The following is an 18,774-nucleotide window of genomic DNA, read 5'->3' as shown; positions in this document are numbered from 1 at the left end:
CCGCCCGACCTCGATGAGCGCCCCTGATAGAACCGTGCCATGACCTATCGGTTCACCGCCCGGGCCGCCGCTGCGGATACGGACCCCGACAGCTACTTCGCCGAGGCCGGCCTCGCCGAGCACGCGGACGGCAGCGGCTTCATCCTGCTGTTCATGTCCGGCGAAGAAGAGCCGGACGAGCAGGACATCGCCCTGGGATTCGACACCCACTGCCTGGTCACGGCCGATCAGGGGACCGCGTACGGATGTGTGCGCGAAGTCGTGCTGACCGGGAACGTCCTCCGGGTGAGCCTGGACCCCTCGGACCTGGCGGCCCTGGGGCTGGACGACCCCGAGATCGAGGCCACCATCGAGGCGCCGGCCGAGGACCTCGCCCGGTTCCGCGAGGTCCTCCCGGAGGTCCTGGCCTACGGACGGGCCGACGCCCTGCCCACGCGCGTCGTCGTCTGACGGCCATACCCACCCTCGCCCCCGTCCGCCCTTACCGAAGCCGGTCGCTCTGCGGGTCGAAAACGAGTGGAACGGCGAGAACGACTACACCACCCGCCCCGGTAACCGGGGACGATGCCGCGGCCGCGCATCGGGCCCCGGCACGATGCTGGTGGAATTCGAACTCTGTCGTTTCGCCCCGTCTCTGGTCAGGCGGGGCGAAGCACTTCGAGGCGGCTGGTGCGGGTGCGGGCCCGGGGTGTGTCGGTGAGCCAGGGCTCTCGTGGGCGACGGCCCGGCCCACGAGAGCCCACGTCAACTCGTCCCGAGCTGACGTGACGCCGCCTCCAGCGTCTGGGCAAGGAGCACGGCGATGGTCATGGGGCCGACACCTCCGGGGACGGGGGTGATCAGACTTGCCCGGTTCCTGGCGGTCTCGAAGTCCACGTCCCCGACGTTGCCCGGGTTGTATCCCGCATCAATCACCACCGCACCGGGCTTGATGTCCGCGCCGGTAATGAAACGCGGCCGTCCAACCGCGGCGAGCAGGATGTCGGCCTCCCGAACGATCGCGGACAGATTGGTGGTACGCGAGTGACAGTACGTCACCGTGGCATCGCGTCCCAACAGGAGCATGCCTGCGGGCTTGCCCAGGATCGCGCTGCGTCCTACCACGACCGCGTGCTTCCCGGCGAGGTCCACGTCGTACTCCTCCAGCAGACGCATGATTCCTCCGGGGGTGCAGGACACGAAGCCCGGAAGGCCGAAGCCCATCGCCGCGAAGGAATGCATGGTCACCCCGTCGACGTCCTTGTCCGGAGCGATCGCTTCGAAGGCGGCGCGTTCGTCGATGTGTGCACCCACGGGGTGTTGCAGCAGGATGCCGTGCACGCCGGCGTCCTGGGAGAGGTCGGTGACGGCTTCGATCAGGCCGCTGGTGCTGATCGAGGCGGGCAGGGCCACATGCCGTGACGTGATGCCCGACTTCTCGCACCGGGCTCGCTTCATTCGGACGTAGGTCACCGAAGCCGGATCTTCTCCGACCAACACGGTAGCCAGGCACGGGGCGGTCCCGGTGCGTCGGCGGAGGTCTGCGGCAGCCGCGGTGCTGCTCTCGATGATGCGGCGGGCAAGACCGGTGCCGTCCATCAGGCGAGCTGTCTCTGTCCAAGCCACGTGCCACTCCTGAGCCTCACGGTGAGTCGCCCAGGCGCACGGCATCGACAGAGTGCCAGGCCGCTCCCCGGTGGTACTCCACCTCAGCGCCAGTCACGGCCCGGCCCTCACTTTAGCGGACAGGGCCCGGCGTTCGAGGTCGTCACGAGCAGGACCGTCAACGGTTGAGGCTGCCGAGCGGCCGTCGCCATGAAATCCGCTCGACCTGGTTACCTCGTTCAAGAGAGCCTACGGGCACGGAGTTCCTCGTCCACCACCGCGATCGGCCCGGCTCCGAGGGGCTGCGCGAGGAACTGCTGGAAGAGCACTGGGCCTACATGGACCGGTACGCGACGGAGATGATCGCCCGCGGCCCGACCCTTTCCAGCGACGGCGGCACGCCCACCGGCAGCGTGCACATCGTCGACCTGCCGGATTCCGCCGCCGCCCGCGCGTTCGCCTTCGACGAGAGGAGGAGCAGCCGGCCACCAGGACCGCCGCGGTGAACGCCGCGGCGGCGCGGAGGCGACTGCGTCTGCTGGACGCCATGGGTTCCCCTCGGGTGCTCGTGCTCGCCCCTGCTCGGGTGGCGCACGGCTGCTCGGCTGCCGCGCGCCTGCTCGGGGCCGCGCGGCACGACGGACCGGGACGCTCCCACGATCCGCTCCCCGGACGGGAACCTCAACCGGGGTCGGTTGTTCGGCCGCCGCACGCTGTGGTCGTTGGTCAAGCGGGCCCCGGGAATCGCCGATGACGAGAACGGAATCCCTCGGGGAAGGAGCGCTTCCCCGTATGTCAGCTCACCCTTTCCGACACGGAGGACAACCTCATGGGTTCGTTTGATCTGACCGGGCGCGTGGCCCTGGTGACCGGCGCGACCAGCGGCATCGGTGCCGCCACCGCGGCGCTGCTGGCGCAGCGGGGAGCGCATGTACTGGTCGCCGGCCGCGACGGCTCCCGCGGCGAGTCCGTGGTCGCCGCCATCCGCGCCGGCGGCGGCAGCGCCGACTTCGTCGCCGCCGATCTGCGCGAGGCGCGGCTGGTGCGGCAACTGGCCCGGCAAGCCGTGGACCTGGGCGGCGGCCGGGTCGACATCCTGGTGAACAACGCGGGCGTCTACCCGTTCGGGCCCACTGAGAAGGCGGCGGAGAGCGAGGTCGACACCGTCTACGCGCTGAATGTGAAGGCGCCGTTCCACCTGGTGGCGGAACTCGCGCCGGCGATGGCCGAACGGGGCCACGGTGCGATCGTCAATGTGAGCACCATGGTCGCCGCGTACGGGGCCGCGGGCATGGCCCTGTACGGGTCGAGCAAGGCGGCCGTCGAACTGCTGACCAAGGCGTGGGCCGCGGAGTACGGCCCGCGCGGGGTGCGGGTCAACGCCGTCCGCCCCGGGCCGGTGCGCACCGAGGGCACGGCCGGCATGGGCGAGGAGCTCGGCGCCCTGGCCTCCCAGGCCCCGGCCGGTCGACCGGCCGAACCGGAGGAGATCGCCGAAGCGATCGCCTACCTGGCCAGCGACGCGGCGAGCTTCGTCCACGGCGCCGTACTGCCCGTGGACGGCGGCCGCACGGCCGTCTGACTCCCCCCGGCCTGCCGGGCGGCTCCCCGGCCGTACGACACCGGCTCGGAGGCGTCCGGCAGGACACCGCGTCACCGGCCCCATCGTTGACGGACAGGTACCGGCCGTTCTCGGCACCGGCTGAGCAGGCGCCACAGTCCCTCGCACTCACCGTCCGCAGCAGCTGCCGACGGGAACCCTGCCCCCCCGCCCCGGCCCCGGCCCCGTGGTCATCGGTGGAGCTCGTCTCCCCGCACGATCCGCAGGCCCGCTTCAGCCACAAGCCCAGCAAGGCCGAGCGGGTCGGCTACAACCGTCCGAGCCGGTGGTCATCGGCGCGCCCGGCTGTCTGCTCACCCCGTGCCTGCTGTGGCAGCCGGATGCGCTTCGCAGCAGCGCCGCGTTCCTCGCTGCTCGTTCAGGCCACGGCCGAGGCCGGCTCGGGGCGGTCGGCCGGCGGACCAGGAAGTCGGACCCGCCGACTTCCCACTCCGAGCCACGCGGCGCTGACCTGGGCAACCGCGACGGTCTTGCCGCCGTGGTCGCGGATCAGCTCTGGAGCAGCATGCCGAGCCTCGGGCCGCCGCGGCGGTGCAGGCGGCGCAGGAAGGAGAGCACCCCGGCGGTGCCGACGGCCCAGGCTGCGGACTCGGTGGCGGGGTTGCCGCCGGGGAAGACCGGAGAGCCCACCGGGCCGCCGCCGCGGGTCAGGATCAAGCCGGCGATCTCCTCGGCGGCGTGCCAGTGCTGTTCGTCCCCGGTGGTCAGGGCCAGGTCGATCAGGAGTTCCCCGACGCCCGCGAGGCCGCAGCACTGGACGACCAGGCCCATCCTCGGGGCGAGCGCGCGGCAGGCGGCCGCCGCGTCGGTGGCCAGGGTGACGTACCCGTCCTCGCCGTAGTGGCGGCCCGCCTGGACGAGCACCGTGCCGATGCCGGCCAGGCCCCGGCACCAGGAGCCGTAGCGGCGGGTGGCCCCGGGGCGGGCGGCGGCTTCGACGAGGCGCGGGATGTCGTCGGCGAGGGCGTCGACGATGCGGCGCGCGGCGGCCTCGGGCCCGGCGTCAGGCAGGGCGCCGGACAGGGCGCCGGACAGGGCATCGGGCAGGGCATCGGGCAGGGCGAGGAGGAAGTGGGCGAGGCCGGCCCGGCCGTGTGCGAAGCCCTCGGCGAGTGCCGCGGTGCCGGGGTTGGGCGTCTCCCGGGGCCCGGCGGGAGGGCCGGTGACCAGACGGCGGGCACACGCCGCCGCCACCGCGAGGTGCCGCTCCGCCTCCCCGGCGCGGCCGGCCGCGCGCGCCCGTTCGGCCAGCAGCAGCCGACCGGTGCCGACGCCGGCCGCTCCGGCGGTCTGGTCCGTCGGGCAGCCGTCGGCCGGGTGCCACTCCGCGAAGGCCGGCGGAGCGGTACCCAGCAGATCGGCCGCGTGGGCGAGAAAGAGGTCGACGCCCGTCCGGCCTTCGTAGAGAGCGGGGTTGAGACGGCCGAGTGCCGGGTGGGCGGCCGTCCAGCGCGCCAGCGAGGCGGCGGCGGCGCGGGCGTCCGGGCGCTCGGCGTGCTGCAGCAGTTCGAGGCCGAGGCCGGCGCCGCCGTCGTAGAACGAGAGCAGGACGCGCGGCTCCCCGCTCCGGGGGTCGGCGGCGACCAGCTCGCGGGCCATCCGCACGCAGTCGGTGACCGTGTGGTCGACGAGGTCGCCGAGCAGCCCGGCGGTGACGCGGGGCGGGCGGACCGAGGCGCGGACGGGCAGCCTCCCGCCGCCCCGCAGCGCCGCCGCGGCGGCCGTGCGCTCCTCCGCGTCGAAGCTCAGCAGGCCCACCACCAGTGCGGCCGCCGGATGGTGGGGATCGGAGAGCACGCCGGTGAGGCAGGCCAGGGTGCGGTCGCGGTTGGTCGCGTGGTCCGGGTCGATCACGACCGGGTCGAGACCGGTGAGCGCGTAGTGCAGCGTCGTCCCCAACGCGTAGTAGTCGTCGGCGGGTTGGGCGTCCAGCGCGCCGGGCAGCCCGTAGCCCGGGGTCGCCCCGCCGGGGCACTCGCCGTCGAGGGCGCTGACCCCGAAGTCCACCAGCGAACACCCGCCCGACGCGTCCAGCACGACGTTCGCGGGCTTCAGGTCGCACATCACCACGCCGTGCGCGTGCACCGCGTCCAGCACCCGCACCAGGCCGCGCGCCAGCGACCACCAGTCACGCCCGCGGCCGTCCCCGCCGCCGGTGGAAGCGTCGTACGGACCGGATTCGAGCACGTCCCGGCGCAGGTCGCGCGGCCCGCAGCCGCCGCTCACCAGGTACTCGTCCGTGCCGTGCCGGAAGTAGTCGACCAGTTGCGGCACCCCGGGCACACCCGCCAGCGCGGCCAGCACCCGGCGCTCGTGCCGGAGGCGGCCACGCGCGTCGATGCCGGCGGCGTCCTCGGCCACGAAGGCCCGCGCCTGCTTGACCACCAGCTCCCGCCCGGTGGCGGCCTCGACCGCGCGGTACACATGGCCGTTCGGCGAGCGGGTGATCCCGGCGGTGATCCGGTAGCGGCCGTCGCCGACCCGGGTGGTCGCCGGCCGAGCGGCGGGGTACGGGGCGAACGGGTCGCTCACCCACGGTGGTTGGCGGTACCTGGCCTCGGCCAGGCCGGGAAACGTCCGCCCGTCCGGGCCGGCCATGGTGAGCGCCGAGTCGTCGGCGGCGACCCGGAACAGGCCGTAGCGGTAGTAGACCGGAGCGTCCGCCCGCACCTGCCGGTCGCTGACCACCCTCGGCCCGTCCCAGCCGGCCAGCGCGTTCGCCAACTCCGTTCCGAGCAAGACCACTTCACCCTCGGGCGGGTACACCGTGACCGCCTTGCCGACGGCGGCCGCGGCGCGCAGCCCGGAGTTCAGCTCGCGCAGCACGGCGACGCCGGCGGCGAACTTGGCGTCGCAGGTGCGGCGGAGCAGGACCGGGAGCACCAGGTCGAGCAGCCGGGGGAACTGGTCGGGGCGGGCCGAGACATGCAGCTTCCAGCCGTGGGCGAGCACCGGCATGTCCGGGTCGTGCAGGTACAACCAGTCGTCATCGCAATGCAGTTGACGCCGCACGCCGGGCTCGGACGCCACCAGGGCCGCGATCCGTTCCCGCAGGGCCTCGGCCGTACCCGGGTCCGGCTGTGCGCCCGCCGGTGCTGTTGACGGCACTCGTCCTCCACTCCCCCCGGTCCGGCCCGGCGCGCTCCGCACACCGCGTGGGTGACCGCCGCACGGTCGCCCGCGCGGCGGTCACCCGGTGGCCCCGGTGTCCCCGGTGGCCATGTGCGCGGCGAAGGTCAGGAGTTCACCGCACAGTCGAACCGTGTCGGAACGTAGGTGACGAACGGGTCGGCGAGACACGCCGCCGGAGCGAGGTCCGCGTCGAACTCGTCCTCGAACGCGATCACCTCGTCGTCGATGTCCAGCAGGCCGGCGTCGCGGATGTCCAGTACCAGTGCACTCATGGGTGGTTCCTCCCATTCACCTTGGCTGATCCCTTGCGGAGCGCCCATGCTAGCCATCCCCATGGGTGCGCAATAGAGATGTGACAACGCGACGTTGGCGCCTCACGGCAGTGAATTTCCAAGCAGGGCCCGCGTGGTCCGTGCGGTCACCTCGTTGTGCGGCGGCCCGCCCGGGAGATCAGCAGGGCGGCGATCAGGGCGAGGCCGTTGAAGACGTCCGGCACCCAGGAGGGCGCGCCCATCATCGTCAGCCCCGAGATGCCGATGCCCAGCGTCAGGACCGCCAGGACGGTGCCGCCGACGTTGAGATGGCCGCGCGGGGAGACCACCGCGCCGAGGAAGACGGCGGCGATCGAGCCCAGCATCACCGCCGAGCCGCCGTCGGGGCCGGCCGACTGGAGGCGGGCGGTGTTCAGCACCCCGGCCACCGCGGCGACGAACGCGCCGGTCATCAGCCCGGCCGTGACATACCGCGAGGTCCGGATGCCGACCAGTTCGGCGGCCTCCCGGCCCGTCCCGCTGGCGCGCATCCGCCGGCCGAACGGGGTGCGGGAGATCAGATAGCCGAGCAGACCGGCGATCGCGGCGGCGTACAGCACCATCAGCGGGATGCCCGCGACGGTGGAGGCCACCGCGTCGTTGAAGCCGTTCGGGATGGACTTGTAGAGCGTCAGCCCGCCCGTGACCAGTTGGGCGAAGCCGGTGAGCAGCGTGGTCACGGCCAGGGTGGCGATGAAGGAGTTGATCCGCCCGCGCACGATCAGCAGCGCGTTGAGCGCCCCGGCGGCCAGGCCGGAGGCGAGGCCGAGGCCGACCGCCGGGAGGGTGGACCAGCCCTGGCCGTACGCCCAGGCGGTGAGGACGCCGCTCGTGGTCATCACGGCGCCGATCGAGATGTCGATCTCGCCGACGGTCGCCGAGATCATCGCCGAGATGCCGACGACCACGGTGACGGACTGGGCGTAGAGGATCGCCCGGGCGTTGGTGCCGGTGTCGAACTGGCCGTGCCGGGCGATCGAGAAGAAGACCACGAAGGCGAGCAGCAGCCCGGCCAGCGACCACTGGGCCGCCAGCCGCAGGGCGGTCCTGGACCGGACGGACGGGGCGGACGGGCCGGAAGGGCCGGAAGGGGCAGAAGGGGCAGAAGGGGCGGACGAAGTAGACGGGGCGGACGGGGCAGCGGCCTGCGCGCTCATGCGGCGGTGCCTTTCTGGGCTGCGGAGCCGGCGGCGGGAGCACCGGCCGAGGCGGTGATGGCGTGGAAGAGCTCGGCGCGCCCGGTGCCGGCCATCGGGACGGTGGCGGTGACCCGGCCCCGGTCCAGGACGACGACCCGGTCGGCGAGGTCCATCAGCTCGTCCAGGTCGGAGGTGGCGAGCAGCACGGCGACGCCGTCCTCGCTGAGCCGCCGCACGACCCGGGCGATGCCCTCCCGGGCGCCGATGTCGATGCCCTGGCTCGGCTCGTCGAGGACCAGGACGCGGGGCGCGAGCCGGACGGCGCGGGCGAGCGCGACCTTCTGCTGGTTGCCGCCGCTCAGCGAGCGGACGTCGGCCTCGGGGTCGCCGGGGCGGATGTCGAACTCCTCGATCAGCCGCCGCGCCTCGGCGCGCTCCCGGGCGCCGCTGACGGCCCAGCGCCCGCTGACCGGGCGCAGGTCGCCGAGGGTGAGGTTCTCCCGGACGGTGAGGTCGAGGATCACGCCCTGGAGGTGGCGGTTCTGCGGCACGCTGACGATCCCGGCGGCGATCGCGTCGGCGGCCGAGCGGAAGGTCCGGGGTCGCCCGTCGACCTCGACCGCGCCGCCGGCGGGGCGCTGGGAGCCCCCGACGATCCGGGCGAGTTCGCTGCGCCCGCAGCCGACCAGGCCGGTGACGCCGAGCACCTCGCCGGGGTGGAGCTCCAGGTCGACGCCGTGCAGCCGGGCACCGCGCAGGCCGCGGACGGCCAGCACCGGCTCCCCCGCGGCCGGGGACGGCGCGGCGGTGTCGACGGGGGCCGGCGGGCGGCCCGTCATGTCCTCCACCAGCCGGGCGACGGTCAGGCCCTGATTGGGCCGGTCGGCCACCAGGCGCCCGTCGCGCAGGACGAGGATCTGGTCGGCGACCTCCAGCACCTCCTCCAGCCGGTGCGAGATCAGCACCACGCTCGCGCCGCGCTCGGCGATCCGCCGGACGGCCGTGTACAGCCGGGCCACGTCGTCCGCGGCGAGGGCGGCGGTCGGCTCGTCCAGGAAGACGACGGGCGTCGCGCCCACGTCGCCGAAGACCCGGGCGACGGCCAGCATGCCGCGCTGCGAGGCGGGCAGGTCGGCCACATGGGCTCCGGCGGGCGCGGCCACCGCGAAGGCGTCCAGGAGTTCGACGGCGCGGGCCGCCTCGGCCCGCCGGTTGACGGGCGCGAGCGCCGGGCGGCGCTCGCGCAGGGTGAGCGCCAGGTTGTCGGCGACGGTCAACTCCTCGACCAGGCCGAGGTCCTGGTGGAGGAAGCGCAGCCCGGCGGCGCGGGCCCGGTCGGGGGTGAGGGGCAGGGCCAAGGGCTCGCCGTGGACGACCAGTTCGCCGCCGTCCGGGGCGTGGACGCCCGCCAGGACCTTCACCAGGGTGGACTTGCCGGAGCCGTTCTCGCCGAGCAGCGCGGTGACGGCGCCGGGGCGCAGCGCGAAGGCGAGGTCGCGCAGTACCCGGTTGGCGCCGAAGGACTTGCTCAGCCCGCGGACCTCCAGCGCGGCGGCGCTCCCGGCCCCGGCCGGGGCGCTCGGGGCATCACTTGGCGCGGCGCTCGGGGCGGCGCTCGGGGCCCGGCTCACTTCACACCCCACAACTTGCGGTAGTGGCCCGCGTAGTCGTAGCCGCCGTCGAAGCGCTCGCCCTCGGGCGGCAGGTTGTCCTTGGTGAGCAGGCGCAGCGGGACGCCGTCGTCCTTGGGCGGTTCGACGTTGTTGAAGATCCGGTTGAGGTCGTCGAAGGCCGCGTAGGTGGCCCAGCCGTACGAGGGCGCGACGTCGGCGATCTGGCCGGCGCCGGTGCGGATGAAGTTGAGGGTGGGCGCATCGCCCTCGTTGGAGATCTGCGGCACCTTGGCGGCCAGCCCGGCGGCGCGGATGGCGGGCACCGCGCTGATCGCGATGCCGTCGTACTCGTGCCAGAGGACGTTGAGTTCGGGGTGGCCCTGGACGAACGCGACGGCGGCCTGGCCGAGTTGGGGGGTGCCGTGGAGCCCGTCCGGGATCTGCTGGTCGGCGGCGACGGCGCCGCCGCCGTTCTGCGCGAACCAGTCCTTGATGCCCTGGATCTCCTGGCGGTTGGAGGAGTTGGGGGCGGTCCGGAAGAGGCCGAGCCGGGCGTCGCCACCGGTGGTGACGACGGCCTGGGCGGCGGTGATCCGGCCCTGGTCGTAGTAGTGGTAGTCGATGATGTGGCTGATGCCGGGGTTGCTGAGGTTGTAGTCGGTGGTGCCGAGGGTGAAGTCGATGTGCGGCACCTTGGCGGCGGCGATCTGGGCGAGTGCGGCGCTGTCGGCGTCGCCCTCGGTGACCATGGAGATCAGACCGTCCGGCTTGAGCTGGAGGGCCTGGGTGACGCCCGCGTTGAAGTCCTTGCTGACGTCGACGGCGACGAACTTCCAGCCGAGCGAGTCGGCGATCTTCCTGGCCGTCTCCACCACGTAGGTGTTGGTCTCGGAGAAGGTCCAGCGGTTGAGGTAGACGATGGTCTTGCCGGGGGCGACCGGCGGCGAGTCGGCCGGGCCGTTCCAGGTGGCGGTCCGGGTGAGGTAGGGCGCCAGGAACGCCTTGGCGGCGTCCACGGCGGCCTGGTTCTTGACGGCGCCCGGCGGGGCGGAGCCGGCTCCGGCGGCGGGGCCGTGGTCGGGCCGGGCGCAGGCGGTGGCGGCCAGGGCGGTGGCGGCGGCGAGCGCGGCGGCGGTGAGTACGCGGTGGCTGGGCATGGTGGCGGGTCCTCAGGCGTGAAGGGCGGGTGCGGCGGCGGGCGTCGCGGCGGGAGCGGCAGGGTCGGCGTGGTCGGCGGGGTCGGCGTGGTCCAGGTCGAGCAGCGGGAAGAGCAGGTCGGCGACCCGGTGGGCCTCCTCGATCAGCGGGAAGCCGGAGAGGATGAACGACTCGACGCCCGCCGCGCGGTACTCGCGGATCCGGGCGGCGACGTTCTCCGCGCTGCCGACCAGGTAGGTGCCGGAGGCCGGGGAGACCACGTCGAAGCCGAAGAGGCTGGGCCCGGTCCAGACGTTGGGGTGGACCTCCAGGTCGCGGACCTCCGGCAGCCGCCCGGCGCGCAGCGCGGCGAGCCGGCGCTCGACGGCCGGGTCCTCGGTGCGGAAGTCGTCGAGGGACCGGCCGCGCAGGTTCCACCCGGCGAGGTCCACGGCGGTGCGGTGGCCGGTGCGGTGGAGCAGGTCCTCGGCGGCGGCCCAGGCCTCGTCCTCGGTCTCCCGGACGATGATCTGGAACCGGGTGCCGTAGTTGAGGGTGCGGCCGAGCCTGGCTGCCTCGGCGCCGACCCGGCGGAACTTCTCGCCGAGCCGGGCGGGGGTGTCGGCGAAGCTGAGGTAGGTGTCCAGCAGCCCGACGGAGTGGGCGACTCCGGCGGGCGAGGTGCCCGCGCCCCAGAGCGGCACCGGCACCGGGTCGTTGGGCCAGGGCGAGAGCGGTCCCTCGTCGTCGGGCCGCGCGGCGAGCCGGACGTAGCGGCCCTCGTACGCCTGGTGCTCGCCCCGGTGGACCCGGCGGTAGGCGTCCCAGTACTCGGCGCTGAAGTCGTAGCGCTCGTCGTGCTCGTAGTGGACGCCGTACCCGGCCAGGGTGGCGTCCTGCCCGTTGACGACGTTGAAGAGGAGCCGGCCGCCGGAGAAGCGCTGGAGGGTGTCGGCGATCTGGGCGAGCTTGGCCGGGGAGTGCAGGCCGGGGTAGACGGCGGGCAGGAAGCGCAGCCGCTCGGTGTCGCCGAGCAGGGCGGCGGTGACGGTCAGGCCGTCGTCGCGGCCGGTGCCGAGCAGGGCGCCGTAGTAGCCGAGCCGGTCGATGGTGCGGGCCAGCTCGCGCAGGTGGCCGAAGCCGGTGGGCCAGCGGCCGCTCTCCTCCCAGGGCAGCGGGCCGTCGGGGCTGGTCAGGTACCAGAGCAGGCGGACGCGGGCGTCGGGGGCGTCGGGGGCGGGGGTCATGCGGGGGCTCCCAGGGATCGGGGACGGGACCGGCGTCGGGCCGGGGCCGGGGGCGGGGTCGGTAACGGGGTCAGCGCCGGATCAGGTCGGCGGCGCGTTCGGCGACGAGGACGGCGGGCGCCATGGTGTGGCCCCGGGTGATCACCGGGATCACCGAGGCGTCGGCCACCCGCAGGCCCTGGACGCCGCGCACCCGCAGGGCGTGGTCGACCACGGCGTCCGGGTCGTCGTCCCGGCCGATCCGGGCGGTGCCGACGGGGTGGAACACGGTGTCGGCGGTGGCCCGGACGTGGGCGGCGAGCCGCTCGTCGGTGGCGTCGGCGGGCAGCGTCTGCTCGGCCGTCCAGGGGCGCAGCGCCGGCTGGGCGGCGACCCGCAGGGCCGCGCGCAACCCGGCGACCAGGGTGTTCAGGTCGGCCGGGTCGCCGAGGTAGCCCGGGTCGAGCAGCGGGGCGTCCCCCGGGTCGGCGGAGGCGAGCCGCAACCGGCCCCGGCTGCGCGGCTGGAGGACGACCGGGGCGAGCAGGTAGCCGGTGCGGGCGGGGTCGTGGCCGGGCTGCGGTCCGGTGCCGAGCAGCAGTTCGACGTCCGGGGCGGTGAGCGCGGGGTCGGTGCGCAGGAAGGCCACTCCCCCGCCCGCGAGGTCGCGCAGCGGGCCGCGCCGCCCGTCCTCCCAGAGCCGCAGGTTCTCCTCGGTGGGTACGGCCGGGGCGGGCCCGGGGGCGCCGGGCGCGGCGAGGCCGACGAAGGGCACCCGCAGGTGGTCGTGCAGGTTGCCGCCGACGCCGGGCAGGTCGGCGCGGACGGGGATGCCGAGGGCGGCCAGGTCGTCGGCGGGGCCGAGGCCGGAGAGCAGCAGCAGCTGCGGGCTGCCGATCGCGCCCGCCGCCAGGACGACCTCGCGGCGGGCCCGGATCTCGGCCGGCCCGTCGGGGCCCTGGAGCGCCACGCCGGTCGCCCGATCGCCCTCGAACAGGACGCGGGTGACGTGCACTCCGGTGCGGACGGTCAGGTTGGGGCGGTGCCCGGCGGCGGCATCGGCCAGGTAGCCCGCGGCGGGCGTGATCCGGACCCCGTCGACGAAGATCATTTCCTGGGTGTCGCTGCCGAACTGGTCCGGCCCGTTGACGTCGGTCCTCCCGCCGTAGCCCGCCTGCTCGACGGCGGCCTGCACGGCCTCGTACAACGGGCCGGCCGGGCCCGCCTCCTGGAGCCGGACCGGTCCGCCGGTGCCGCGCCAGGGCGCCGGCCCGCGTCCGCTGTCCTCCGCGCGGCGGTAGAGCGGCAGCAGGGTGTCCCAGGACCAGCCGGGGCCTCCGTACGCGGCCCAGGCGTCGTAGTCGGCCCGGTTGCCCCGGATCCAGCCGCCGAGGTTGAGGGCGGAGGAGCCGCCGAGCACCCGGCCGCGCGGCCAGGGCACCCGGCGCCCGTCCAGGCCGGGCTGCGGCACGGTGGCGTAGCCCCAGTCGAGGGCGCCGCCCAGGGTGTACGGCCAGAGCGCGGGGGCCAGGCTCTCGCGCTGGGTCAGCGGCCCGCCGGCCTCCAGCAGCAGCACGCTGACGGACGGGTCCTCGGCCAGCCTGGCGGCGAGCACCGGGCCGGAGGTGCCGCCGCCGACGATCACATAGTCGGCCGACTCTGCCATGGTGATGAATTCCTTGCCTCGTGGGGGGGCTTGCGGGGCTGGTGGGGTAGCGCGGGCACGGGCCTGCCCCGGTGCTCAGAGCTGGACGTGGACGGCCTTCGGCTCGGTGTACGCGTGGATCCACTCGCGCCCGTGCTCGCGGCCCAGCCCGGACTGGCCCGCGCCGCCCGAGGGGGCAGAGAAGTCGTGCAGGCCATAGGTGTTGACCCAGACGGTGCCCGCGCGCAGGTCCCGGGCGAAGGCGTGGGCCCGGCTCAGGTCCCTGGTCCAGACGCCGGCCGCCAGCCCGTACGCGGTGCCGTTGGCCAGGCGCAGCGCCTCCTCGTCGGTGTCGAAGGCGAACACCGAGAGCACCGGCCCGAAGATCTCCTCCTGGGCGAGCCGGGAGTGCGGGTCGACCCCGGTGAGCACGGTCGGGGTGACGTAGTGGCCGGGCCGGTCGAGCACCCGGCCGGCGGGGTCGAGGCCGGCCTCGCGGGCCAGGTCGAGGTAGCCGGAGACCCGGCGCAGCTGGGCCGCGGAGATCAGCGGCCCGAGGTCGGTGCCCTCGTCGAACGCCGGGCCGACGGTGAGCTTCGCGGCGTCCGCGCGGACGCGCTCCACCACCTCGTCGTGGACCGACCGGTGGACGAGCAGCCGGGTGCCGGCGAAGCAGATCTGGCCGGAGTGCTGCCAGGCGGTCGCTCCGGCGGCGGCGACGGCGGCGTCCAGGTCCGCGTCGGGGAAGACGATGTTGGGGCTCTTGCCGCCCAGTTCGAGCAGCACCCGCTTCACGCCCGTGGCGGCGGCGCGCTGGATCGCCCGGCCGGTTTCGGTGGAGCCGGTGAAGGCGACGAGGTCCGCCCCCGGGTGGTCGACCAGCGCCGCACCGGCCGTGCCGTCCCCCGTGAGCACCGCGAGCACGCCGGGCGGCAGGCCCGCCTCCAGCGCCAGCCGGGCCAGCAGCAGGGCGCTCAGCGGGGTCTGCTCGGCGGGCTTGAGGACGACGCTGTTGCCCGCCGCCAGCGCGGGGGCCAGCTTGAAGGCGGCCATCAGCAGCGGCATGTTCCACGGCACGATCGCCGCGACCACGCCGACGGGCTGGCGCAGCGTGTACGAGTGCACGTCGGGCGCGGTCGGGTTGACGTCGCCGTAGAGGCGGCCGGTCCAGCCCGCGTAGTGCCGGAACGTTTCGGCGGCGCCGTACGCGAGGTGCCGGGCCGTCGCGTGCGGGATGCCCGCGTCCAGCGACTCCAGCTGCCCGAAGTGCTCCGCGTTGGCCTGGAGCAGGTCGGCGATCCGGTGCAGTACGGCGGCCCGCTCGGGGTGCGGCCTGGCCCGCCAGCGGCCGTCGGCGAAGGCGGCCCCGGCCAGCCGGACGGCCCGGTCGACGTCCTCCGGCCCGGCCGCCGGGACCTCCGCCAACGGTGTGCCGTACGAGGGGTCGAGCACCGGGAGCACCGCTCCGGAGGCGGCCCGGACACCGGTCTCCTCACCGAGCAGGAAGCCGGGGCGGCTGTCGAGGAACGTGCGGACGACGGGGGTGAGCTGCGGGGCCATCTTTGCTCGCAAATCAGGAGGAAAGGGATGTCGGTGGGCGTGCGGTCACGCCGGGGCGACGGCGGACGGGAGCGCGTCGGACGGCACCTGTTCTCACCACACGGCAACCGGCCTGGCCGGCCGGGGACGGAGGGAGGGCGCCGAAGGCGTCAGCGCCGACAACAGGACGCGGCTCGGGTGAGCAGCTGAGGCGTCGTCATCTGGCTGCTCCCTTCGGCTCGGCGCGTGCTGGCGACAGGAGGTTTCCACGATCGGAGGGGCCGAATCAAGGTTTCCACATGATGGGATCGGCCTGTTGGCGGATACGTGATCCCGCCGCAACGCCCGTTCGCACCACCGCAACACTGGCGCGGACGGCGTCCCGGTGGGGCCGGTTCCGCGACAGGTGGCACAGGCCGCCTCGCCCCCGGTGCGGCCGGACGGGCCGGGGAGCCGGATCCACCGCGGGTACGCATTCGGACCGGCCGTCGAGCGAGGGAGAGGGACCGCATGCGTGAACCGACGCACGTACCCGACGATCCATCGGGAGCGCTCACGGCGGCCCGCGCGAGCTGCCGGGTTTGGATGCCCGACGGCGGGTTAGACGGTGCTGCGGCGGGGCGCAGCAGGGTCCCGGGCGGGTCCGGCTCCTCCTCCCGGACCCGCCCGGCGCCCGGCGCCCCGGCGAGGTCCGACCGGCCGCCGCGGGGCCGTTCCCCACAGACCGCGGCGGCCGCGAGGGACTGCGGGGGTGCGGCGGGTGCGGGTGCCGTTCGTCAGGGAACCAGACCGGGGAGCGGACCGGGGGCCAGACCGGGGCAGACCACCGCGAGCCAGGACGCGAAGTCCGGTGCCTCGACCTCGAAGTCCGCCGGGTCCAGATCGCCCAGGTCCGAGGAGAACACCGGCGAGCCGGGATGACCGGCGCGCAGCAGAAACCCGCGGCCGCCGCTGTCGTCCCCGACGAGGACGAACCCCGGGGCGTACTGCGCGACTTCGTAGGTGGTGTTGCGTTCGCCGATGCAGCCGGCCGCGTACACGGCCGTACCGGCGTCGGTGAGCAGGCCGTCCGTCACCTCCCACAGCGCCACCAGCGGCGCCGGAAGGCCCTGCGCGATCCCGGCCCGGGCTCGCGCGACCCCAGCCGGTGCGGCCGCCACGGTCCGGGGGTCCGCCTCCACCATGTTTCCCTCATTCGTCCGTTCCGCCGGGCATCCGGCCGGAACGGACACTGCCACCCGGTCCGTCCCCCGGGCAAGCCGCGGCGGCTGGTTCGCCCGGCGTCCCGTGTGGGAGTGTGGGCGGATGACGACCCGGTACGAGGATCCCGGCCCCGAGGGTCCGCCGGTCCGTCCGCACGAGGCCTTCGCCAACGCCCTGTGGAGCCTGGTCGTCGACGAGGACGGCCGCACCGACGGGCAGCCCTCGTGGATCGAGTCCTGGCTCAGGAACCGGCCGTCCGAGGGTGCCCCCGAGCATCCGGTCCCGGCCGCCCTGCACCGGATCCTCGCGTGCGGCGTGGACCCGGACGATCTCACCGACGTGGTACGGGCCATGCAGCACGACCTGCTCTACAACGTCTGCCAACTGATCGACGACCCCGGCCTGCTGGGCCTCGGAGCGGAGGACGACCAGCCCGGCGGTACGGACTACGACTGGGAACTGGTGGCGGTCCGCACCGCAGGACCGGCCGACCGGACACCGCTCCACGGTCTGCACGCCGCACTCGACGAGCACGACCCCAGCGGCCGGGCCGGCGAACCACGCGGCCGCCCCGTCCCCGCCCGGCTCCCGGGCCACCCCCTCCACGCCCGGCTCGCCGTCGCCCACGCACTCGCGGGCGACCGCGTCGAGGCGATCCGGACCTGGCGCAATGCCACCGGCGTGCCCCTGGGCGAGGCGCGGGCGGCGATCGACCGGCTCGTCGAGCAACTGCGGCAAGACCCGGACGGCACCGCGCAGTGATGCCGAGAGACCTCTCCTGACCGACGACGCACCGCAACTGCCCGTCGGCCGGTACCGGCCGACGGGCAGTTGTGTCGTGCCAGGGGCGGCGGATCAGCGCCTACCAGCCTCAGTGCGTCCGGCGCGGGTCAACCCGAGGTCGGGGCGGACCGGACCGGGCCCGGTCCGCCTCAGCCGCACCAGCCCGGCCCCTTGCCCCACCAGCCACCGGAGTTGTAGTCCTCGCCTCCGTAGTAGATGCACTGCCCGGGCGCGTAGATGTAGGCCGTGGCGTAGTAGCTGAAGTTCCTGGCGTCCTCCTGCCTGCCGCTGCCGTCCCCGAAGGTCAGGTAGGCGCCGGTCAGCGTCGGGGTGCCGACCCTGGTGTTCTTGATGGTGGCGACGCAGTTCTGCCCGGTCGACCTGCTGTAGGTCAGATACACCGTCGAGGTGCCGCCCGGCAGATCGAAGGAGTCCTTCGTCTCATAGCTGGAACCACAGGCCGACTGCGGGGTGTAGCCGGTGGTCGCGGCGCCGGCGGTCGCGGGCACCGCGACCAGAGCCGTACCGGCGGTGGCGACAAGAGCTGCTACCCGGGCTGACGTTCGGAAGAACATGACTGTCTCCTCTTGTCGCTCCTGCTGTTCGCGACGCTCTTCGGACGGGGTGGTCCGGGCCCCCGGCACGACGTCGGCCGGGCCGGCGCCCGACGTGGCGGGGCAGCGGATCCGGGGCCCCCGGAGGACGGTGCCGGTTGCCCGATACGACCGCCCCTGAGCGAGACTGGCCCACCGGCGAACCCTGCGTCTTGTACGAATGCGAAAGGGCGCGGTGAGCAACAGCGAATCCCCGGAAGGGAGATCGGGTTGACCAACCGCCACCCGGGCGTCGCGGGTGGCGCCGTGATCGTCGCCACCGCCGCCTCCGGCGCCCTCGGGCGTCCGGTCCTCGACCGACTGCTCGCCCGTGGCCTCACCGGGCAGGTCGCCGCCGACGACGACATTTCCCGCTTTGTCGTCGACCGGACCATCGGCAGCCATGCCCGCGGAGCCACGACAGGAGAACCCAACAGGAACGTCCGGCATGGAGCCCAGAGGCCCCACGCCAGACGTTCCTGTCGAGACCACCCCCGTCACACCGCGATCCACCTCGACAAGCAGTTGAGGCTCTGTCCACTCCAGGGAGTGGACAGAGCCTCAACTGTTGTGGTTGACGTTCGATCAGCCCACGAGGAACCTGATCAGCGCCGACAGAAGAGGAACGGCCGACAGCACGATGAAGACCCACCCCGCGAGCAGGTGAACGCCAGCGGGCCCCTCCTTCGCAGACCTCCTACTTGGCTGCATGAAGAGCTTGCTGCATTCCCGGAAGTCCGTGACGATGGCTATGCCCAGAAGCAGGGGAATCAGAAAAAACGCGACATCCATGAGAACTCCCGACAACATCCCCGCAAGGACGCAGCATACAGAGATACCGGCCGGCGCACCCCTCTTCACCGCCGGAGACCGCGCCATCCCCCCGACGATCGAATCTAAAAGATCCTGATCACAAGGGCAGTAATACCGAACACAAAGAACAAGAAACCGCCCACAAGGTGAAGGATTCCCAGCCCATCTAAACTGTCGCATCAGTTCCCCTGCGCGCGGGACAGCGCGATGACGAAGACCCCGAACACGGAAATCGCCACAAATATAGCAGAAACGATGCGGATCGTTCTCGGCGCAGCCTACCCGGGGCTGGCGATTGAATAGCGGTCGATGAGGTTAAAAACCTTCTCCGCCAACCCTCTGAAGTCGCACGCGACAAGGATACCGCCGCCGCCGAAAATAATGAACCAGGGAACTGCCATAATGAACTCAGCCATTTCCATCCCCAACGCCAAG

16 protein-coding genes, 1 pseudogene and 1 riboswitch are annotated in these 18,774 nt (G+C 73.7%); of the genes and pseudogenes, 4 read left to right on the top strand and 13 right to left on the bottom strand.

Annotation, left to right across the window (positions count from 1 at the left end):
- Positions 1–39: 39 nt before the first annotated feature.
- A complete protein-coding gene (locus AB0P06_RS02145) occupies positions 40–450 on the top strand; it encodes an Imm10 family immunity protein (protein WP_363604372.1) in 411 nt (136 codons plus the stop codon).
- 294 nt (positions 451–744) lie between these two features.
- Here the strand turns inward: AB0P06_RS02145 and AB0P06_RS02140 are convergent, their stop codons facing one another.
- Positions 745–1,605, bottom strand: coding sequence for a bifunctional 5,10-methylenetetrahydrofolate dehydrogenase/5,10-methenyltetrahydrofolate cyclohydrolase (locus AB0P06_RS02140; protein ID WP_363604371.1), 861 nt, complete (start codon positions 1,603–1,605; stop codon positions 745–747).
- 21 nt (positions 1,606–1,626) lie between these two features.
- Positions 1,627–1,712: riboswitch (ZMP/ZTP riboswitch) on the bottom strand.
- 87 nt (positions 1,713–1,799) lie between these two features.
- Between AB0P06_RS02140 and AB0P06_RS02135 the strand changes: the two are divergent.
- Both AB0P06_RS02135 and AB0P06_RS02130 read left to right on the top strand, forming a co-directional pair.
- A pseudogene (locus tag AB0P06_RS02135) lies at positions 1,800–2,054 on the top strand (YciI family protein); the annotation flags it as partial.
- A 359-nt stretch (positions 2,055–2,413) separates the two neighbouring features.
- Positions 2,414–3,166: an SDR family NAD(P)-dependent oxidoreductase gene (locus AB0P06_RS02130; protein ID WP_363604370.1), complete on the top strand. Its 753-nt coding sequence runs from the start codon at positions 2,414–2,416 to the stop codon at positions 3,164–3,166.
- Positions 3,167–3,694: 528 nt separating this feature from the next.
- Here the strand turns inward: AB0P06_RS02130 and lanL are convergent.
- The 9 genes from lanL to AB0P06_RS02085 form a co-directional block, all read right to left on the bottom strand.
- On the bottom strand, positions 3,695–6,313 hold the full coding sequence (gene lanL, locus AB0P06_RS02125; RefSeq protein ID WP_363604369.1) for a class IV lanthionine synthetase LanL: 2,619 nt from the start codon (positions 6,311–6,313) through the stop codon (positions 3,695–3,697).
- A gap of 128 nt (positions 6,314–6,441) precedes the next feature.
- On the bottom strand, positions 6,442–6,609 hold the full coding sequence (locus tag AB0P06_RS02120) for an SflA family class IV lanthipeptide (RefSeq protein WP_363604368.1): 168 nt from the start codon (positions 6,607–6,609) through the stop codon (positions 6,442–6,444).
- A gap of 146 nt (positions 6,610–6,755) precedes the next feature.
- A complete protein-coding gene (locus AB0P06_RS02115; protein WP_363604366.1) occupies positions 6,756–7,805 on the bottom strand; it encodes an ABC transporter permease in 1,050 nt (349 codons plus the stop codon).
- The gene (locus AB0P06_RS02110; protein ID WP_363604364.1) at positions 7,802–9,418 is read right to left on the bottom strand and encodes a sugar ABC transporter ATP-binding protein; all 1,617 of its coding nucleotides are present in this window, start codon (positions 9,416–9,418) and stop codon (positions 7,802–7,804) included. Before AB0P06_RS02110 ends, AB0P06_RS02115 begins: the two co-directional genes overlap by 4 nt.
- Positions 9,415–10,557 carry a substrate-binding domain-containing protein gene (locus AB0P06_RS02105; RefSeq protein ID WP_363604362.1) on the bottom strand — a complete coding sequence of 381 codons (1,143 nt, stop codon included), beginning with the start codon at positions 10,555–10,557 and terminating at the stop codon, positions 9,415–9,417. Before AB0P06_RS02105 ends, AB0P06_RS02110 begins: the two co-directional genes overlap by 4 nt.
- Positions 10,558–10,569: 12 nt before the next feature.
- On the bottom strand, positions 10,570–11,784 hold the full coding sequence (locus AB0P06_RS02100) for an LLM class flavin-dependent oxidoreductase (RefSeq protein WP_363604361.1): 1,215 nt from the start codon (positions 11,782–11,784) through the stop codon (positions 10,570–10,572).
- A gap of 70 nt (positions 11,785–11,854) precedes the next feature.
- Positions 11,855–13,429 (bottom strand): GMC family oxidoreductase N-terminal domain-containing protein, encoded by a 1,575-nt coding sequence (locus AB0P06_RS02095; RefSeq protein ID WP_363604359.1) that lies wholly within the window; start codon positions 13,427–13,429, stop codon positions 11,855–11,857.
- 75 nt (positions 13,430–13,504) lie between these two features.
- Positions 13,505–14,980 carry an aldehyde dehydrogenase family protein gene (locus AB0P06_RS02090; protein ID WP_363604358.1) on the bottom strand — a complete coding sequence of 492 codons (1,476 nt, stop codon included), beginning with the start codon at positions 14,978–14,980 and terminating at the stop codon, positions 13,505–13,507.
- 743 nt (positions 14,981–15,723) lie between these two features.
- Positions 15,724–16,131: a hypothetical protein gene (locus tag AB0P06_RS02085; protein WP_363604356.1), complete on the bottom strand. Its 408-nt coding sequence runs from the start codon at positions 16,129–16,131 to the stop codon at positions 15,724–15,726.
- A gap of 121 nt (positions 16,132–16,252) precedes the next feature.
- Here AB0P06_RS02085 and AB0P06_RS02080 point away from each other — a divergent pair, with 121 nt between their 5' ends.
- Positions 16,253–16,912, top strand: a complete 660-nt coding sequence (locus AB0P06_RS02080) for a hypothetical protein (protein WP_363604355.1) — start codon at positions 16,253–16,255, stop codon at positions 16,910–16,912.
- A 170-nt stretch (positions 16,913–17,082) separates the two neighbouring features.
- Here the strand turns inward: AB0P06_RS02080 and AB0P06_RS02075 are convergent, their stop codons facing one another.
- The 3 genes from AB0P06_RS02075 to AB0P06_RS02065 form a co-directional block, all read right to left on the bottom strand.
- On the bottom strand, positions 17,083–17,508 hold the full coding sequence (locus AB0P06_RS02075; RefSeq protein WP_363604353.1) for a spore-associated protein: 426 nt from the start codon (positions 17,506–17,508) through the stop codon (positions 17,083–17,085).
- A gap of 603 nt (positions 17,509–18,111) precedes the next feature.
- Entirely contained in the window at positions 18,112–18,405 is a 294-nt protein-coding gene (locus AB0P06_RS02070) for a hypothetical protein (RefSeq protein WP_363604351.1), read from the bottom strand.
- A gap of 212 nt (positions 18,406–18,617) precedes the next feature.
- Entirely contained in the window at positions 18,618–18,755 is a 138-nt protein-coding gene (locus AB0P06_RS02065; protein ID WP_363604349.1) for a hypothetical protein, read from the bottom strand.
- Positions 18,756–18,774: the final 19 nt, after the last annotated feature.

Source organism: Kitasatospora sp. NPDC088351 (assembly GCF_040685575.1).
Classification (GTDB): domain Bacteria; phylum Actinomycetota; class Actinomycetes; order Streptomycetales; family Streptomycetaceae; genus Kitasatospora.
The sequence above is the reverse complement of the archived record's forward strand: the minus strand, read 5'-3'. Positions and strand labels throughout refer to the sequence as shown.

Coding starts and splice junctions, on each gene's coding strand:
- AB0P06_RS02115 (WP_363604366.1), bottom strand. CDS start 7,805: ATGAGCGCGCAGGCCGCTGCCCCGTCCGCCCCGTCTACTTCGTCCGCC.
- AB0P06_RS02120 (WP_363604368.1), bottom strand. CDS start 6,609: ATGAGTGCACTGGTACTGGACATCCGCGACGCCGGCCTGCTGGACATC.
- AB0P06_RS02085 (WP_363604356.1), bottom strand. CDS start 16,131: ATGGTGGAGGCGGACCCCCGGACCGTGGCGGCCGCACCGGCTGGGGTC.
- AB0P06_RS02100 (WP_363604361.1), bottom strand. CDS start 11,784: ATGACCCCCGCCCCCGACGCCCCCGACGCCCGCGTCCGCCTGCTCTGG.
- AB0P06_RS02070 (WP_363604351.1), bottom strand. CDS start 18,405: ATGGCGCGGTCTCCGGCGGTGAAGAGGGGTGCGCCGGCCGGTATCTCT.
- AB0P06_RS02105 (WP_363604362.1), bottom strand. CDS start 10,557: ATGCCCAGCCACCGCGTACTCACCGCCGCCGCGCTCGCCGCCGCCACC.
- AB0P06_RS02080 (WP_363604355.1), top strand. CDS start 16,253: ATGACGACCCGGTACGAGGATCCCGGCCCCGAGGGTCCGCCGGTCCGT.
- AB0P06_RS02075 (WP_363604353.1), bottom strand. CDS start 17,508: ATGTTCTTCCGAACGTCAGCCCGGGTAGCAGCTCTTGTCGCCACCGCC.
- AB0P06_RS02130 (WP_363604370.1), top strand. CDS start 2,414: ATGGGTTCGTTTGATCTGACCGGGCGCGTGGCCCTGGTGACCGGCGCG.
- AB0P06_RS02095 (WP_363604359.1), bottom strand. CDS start 13,429: ATGGCAGAGTCGGCCGACTATGTGATCGTCGGCGGCGGCACCTCCGGC.
- AB0P06_RS02065 (WP_363604349.1), bottom strand. CDS start 18,755: ATGGCTGAGTTCATTATGGCAGTTCCCTGGTTCATTATTTTCGGCGGC.
- AB0P06_RS02145 (WP_363604372.1), top strand. CDS start 40: ATGACCTATCGGTTCACCGCCCGGGCCGCCGCTGCGGATACGGACCCC.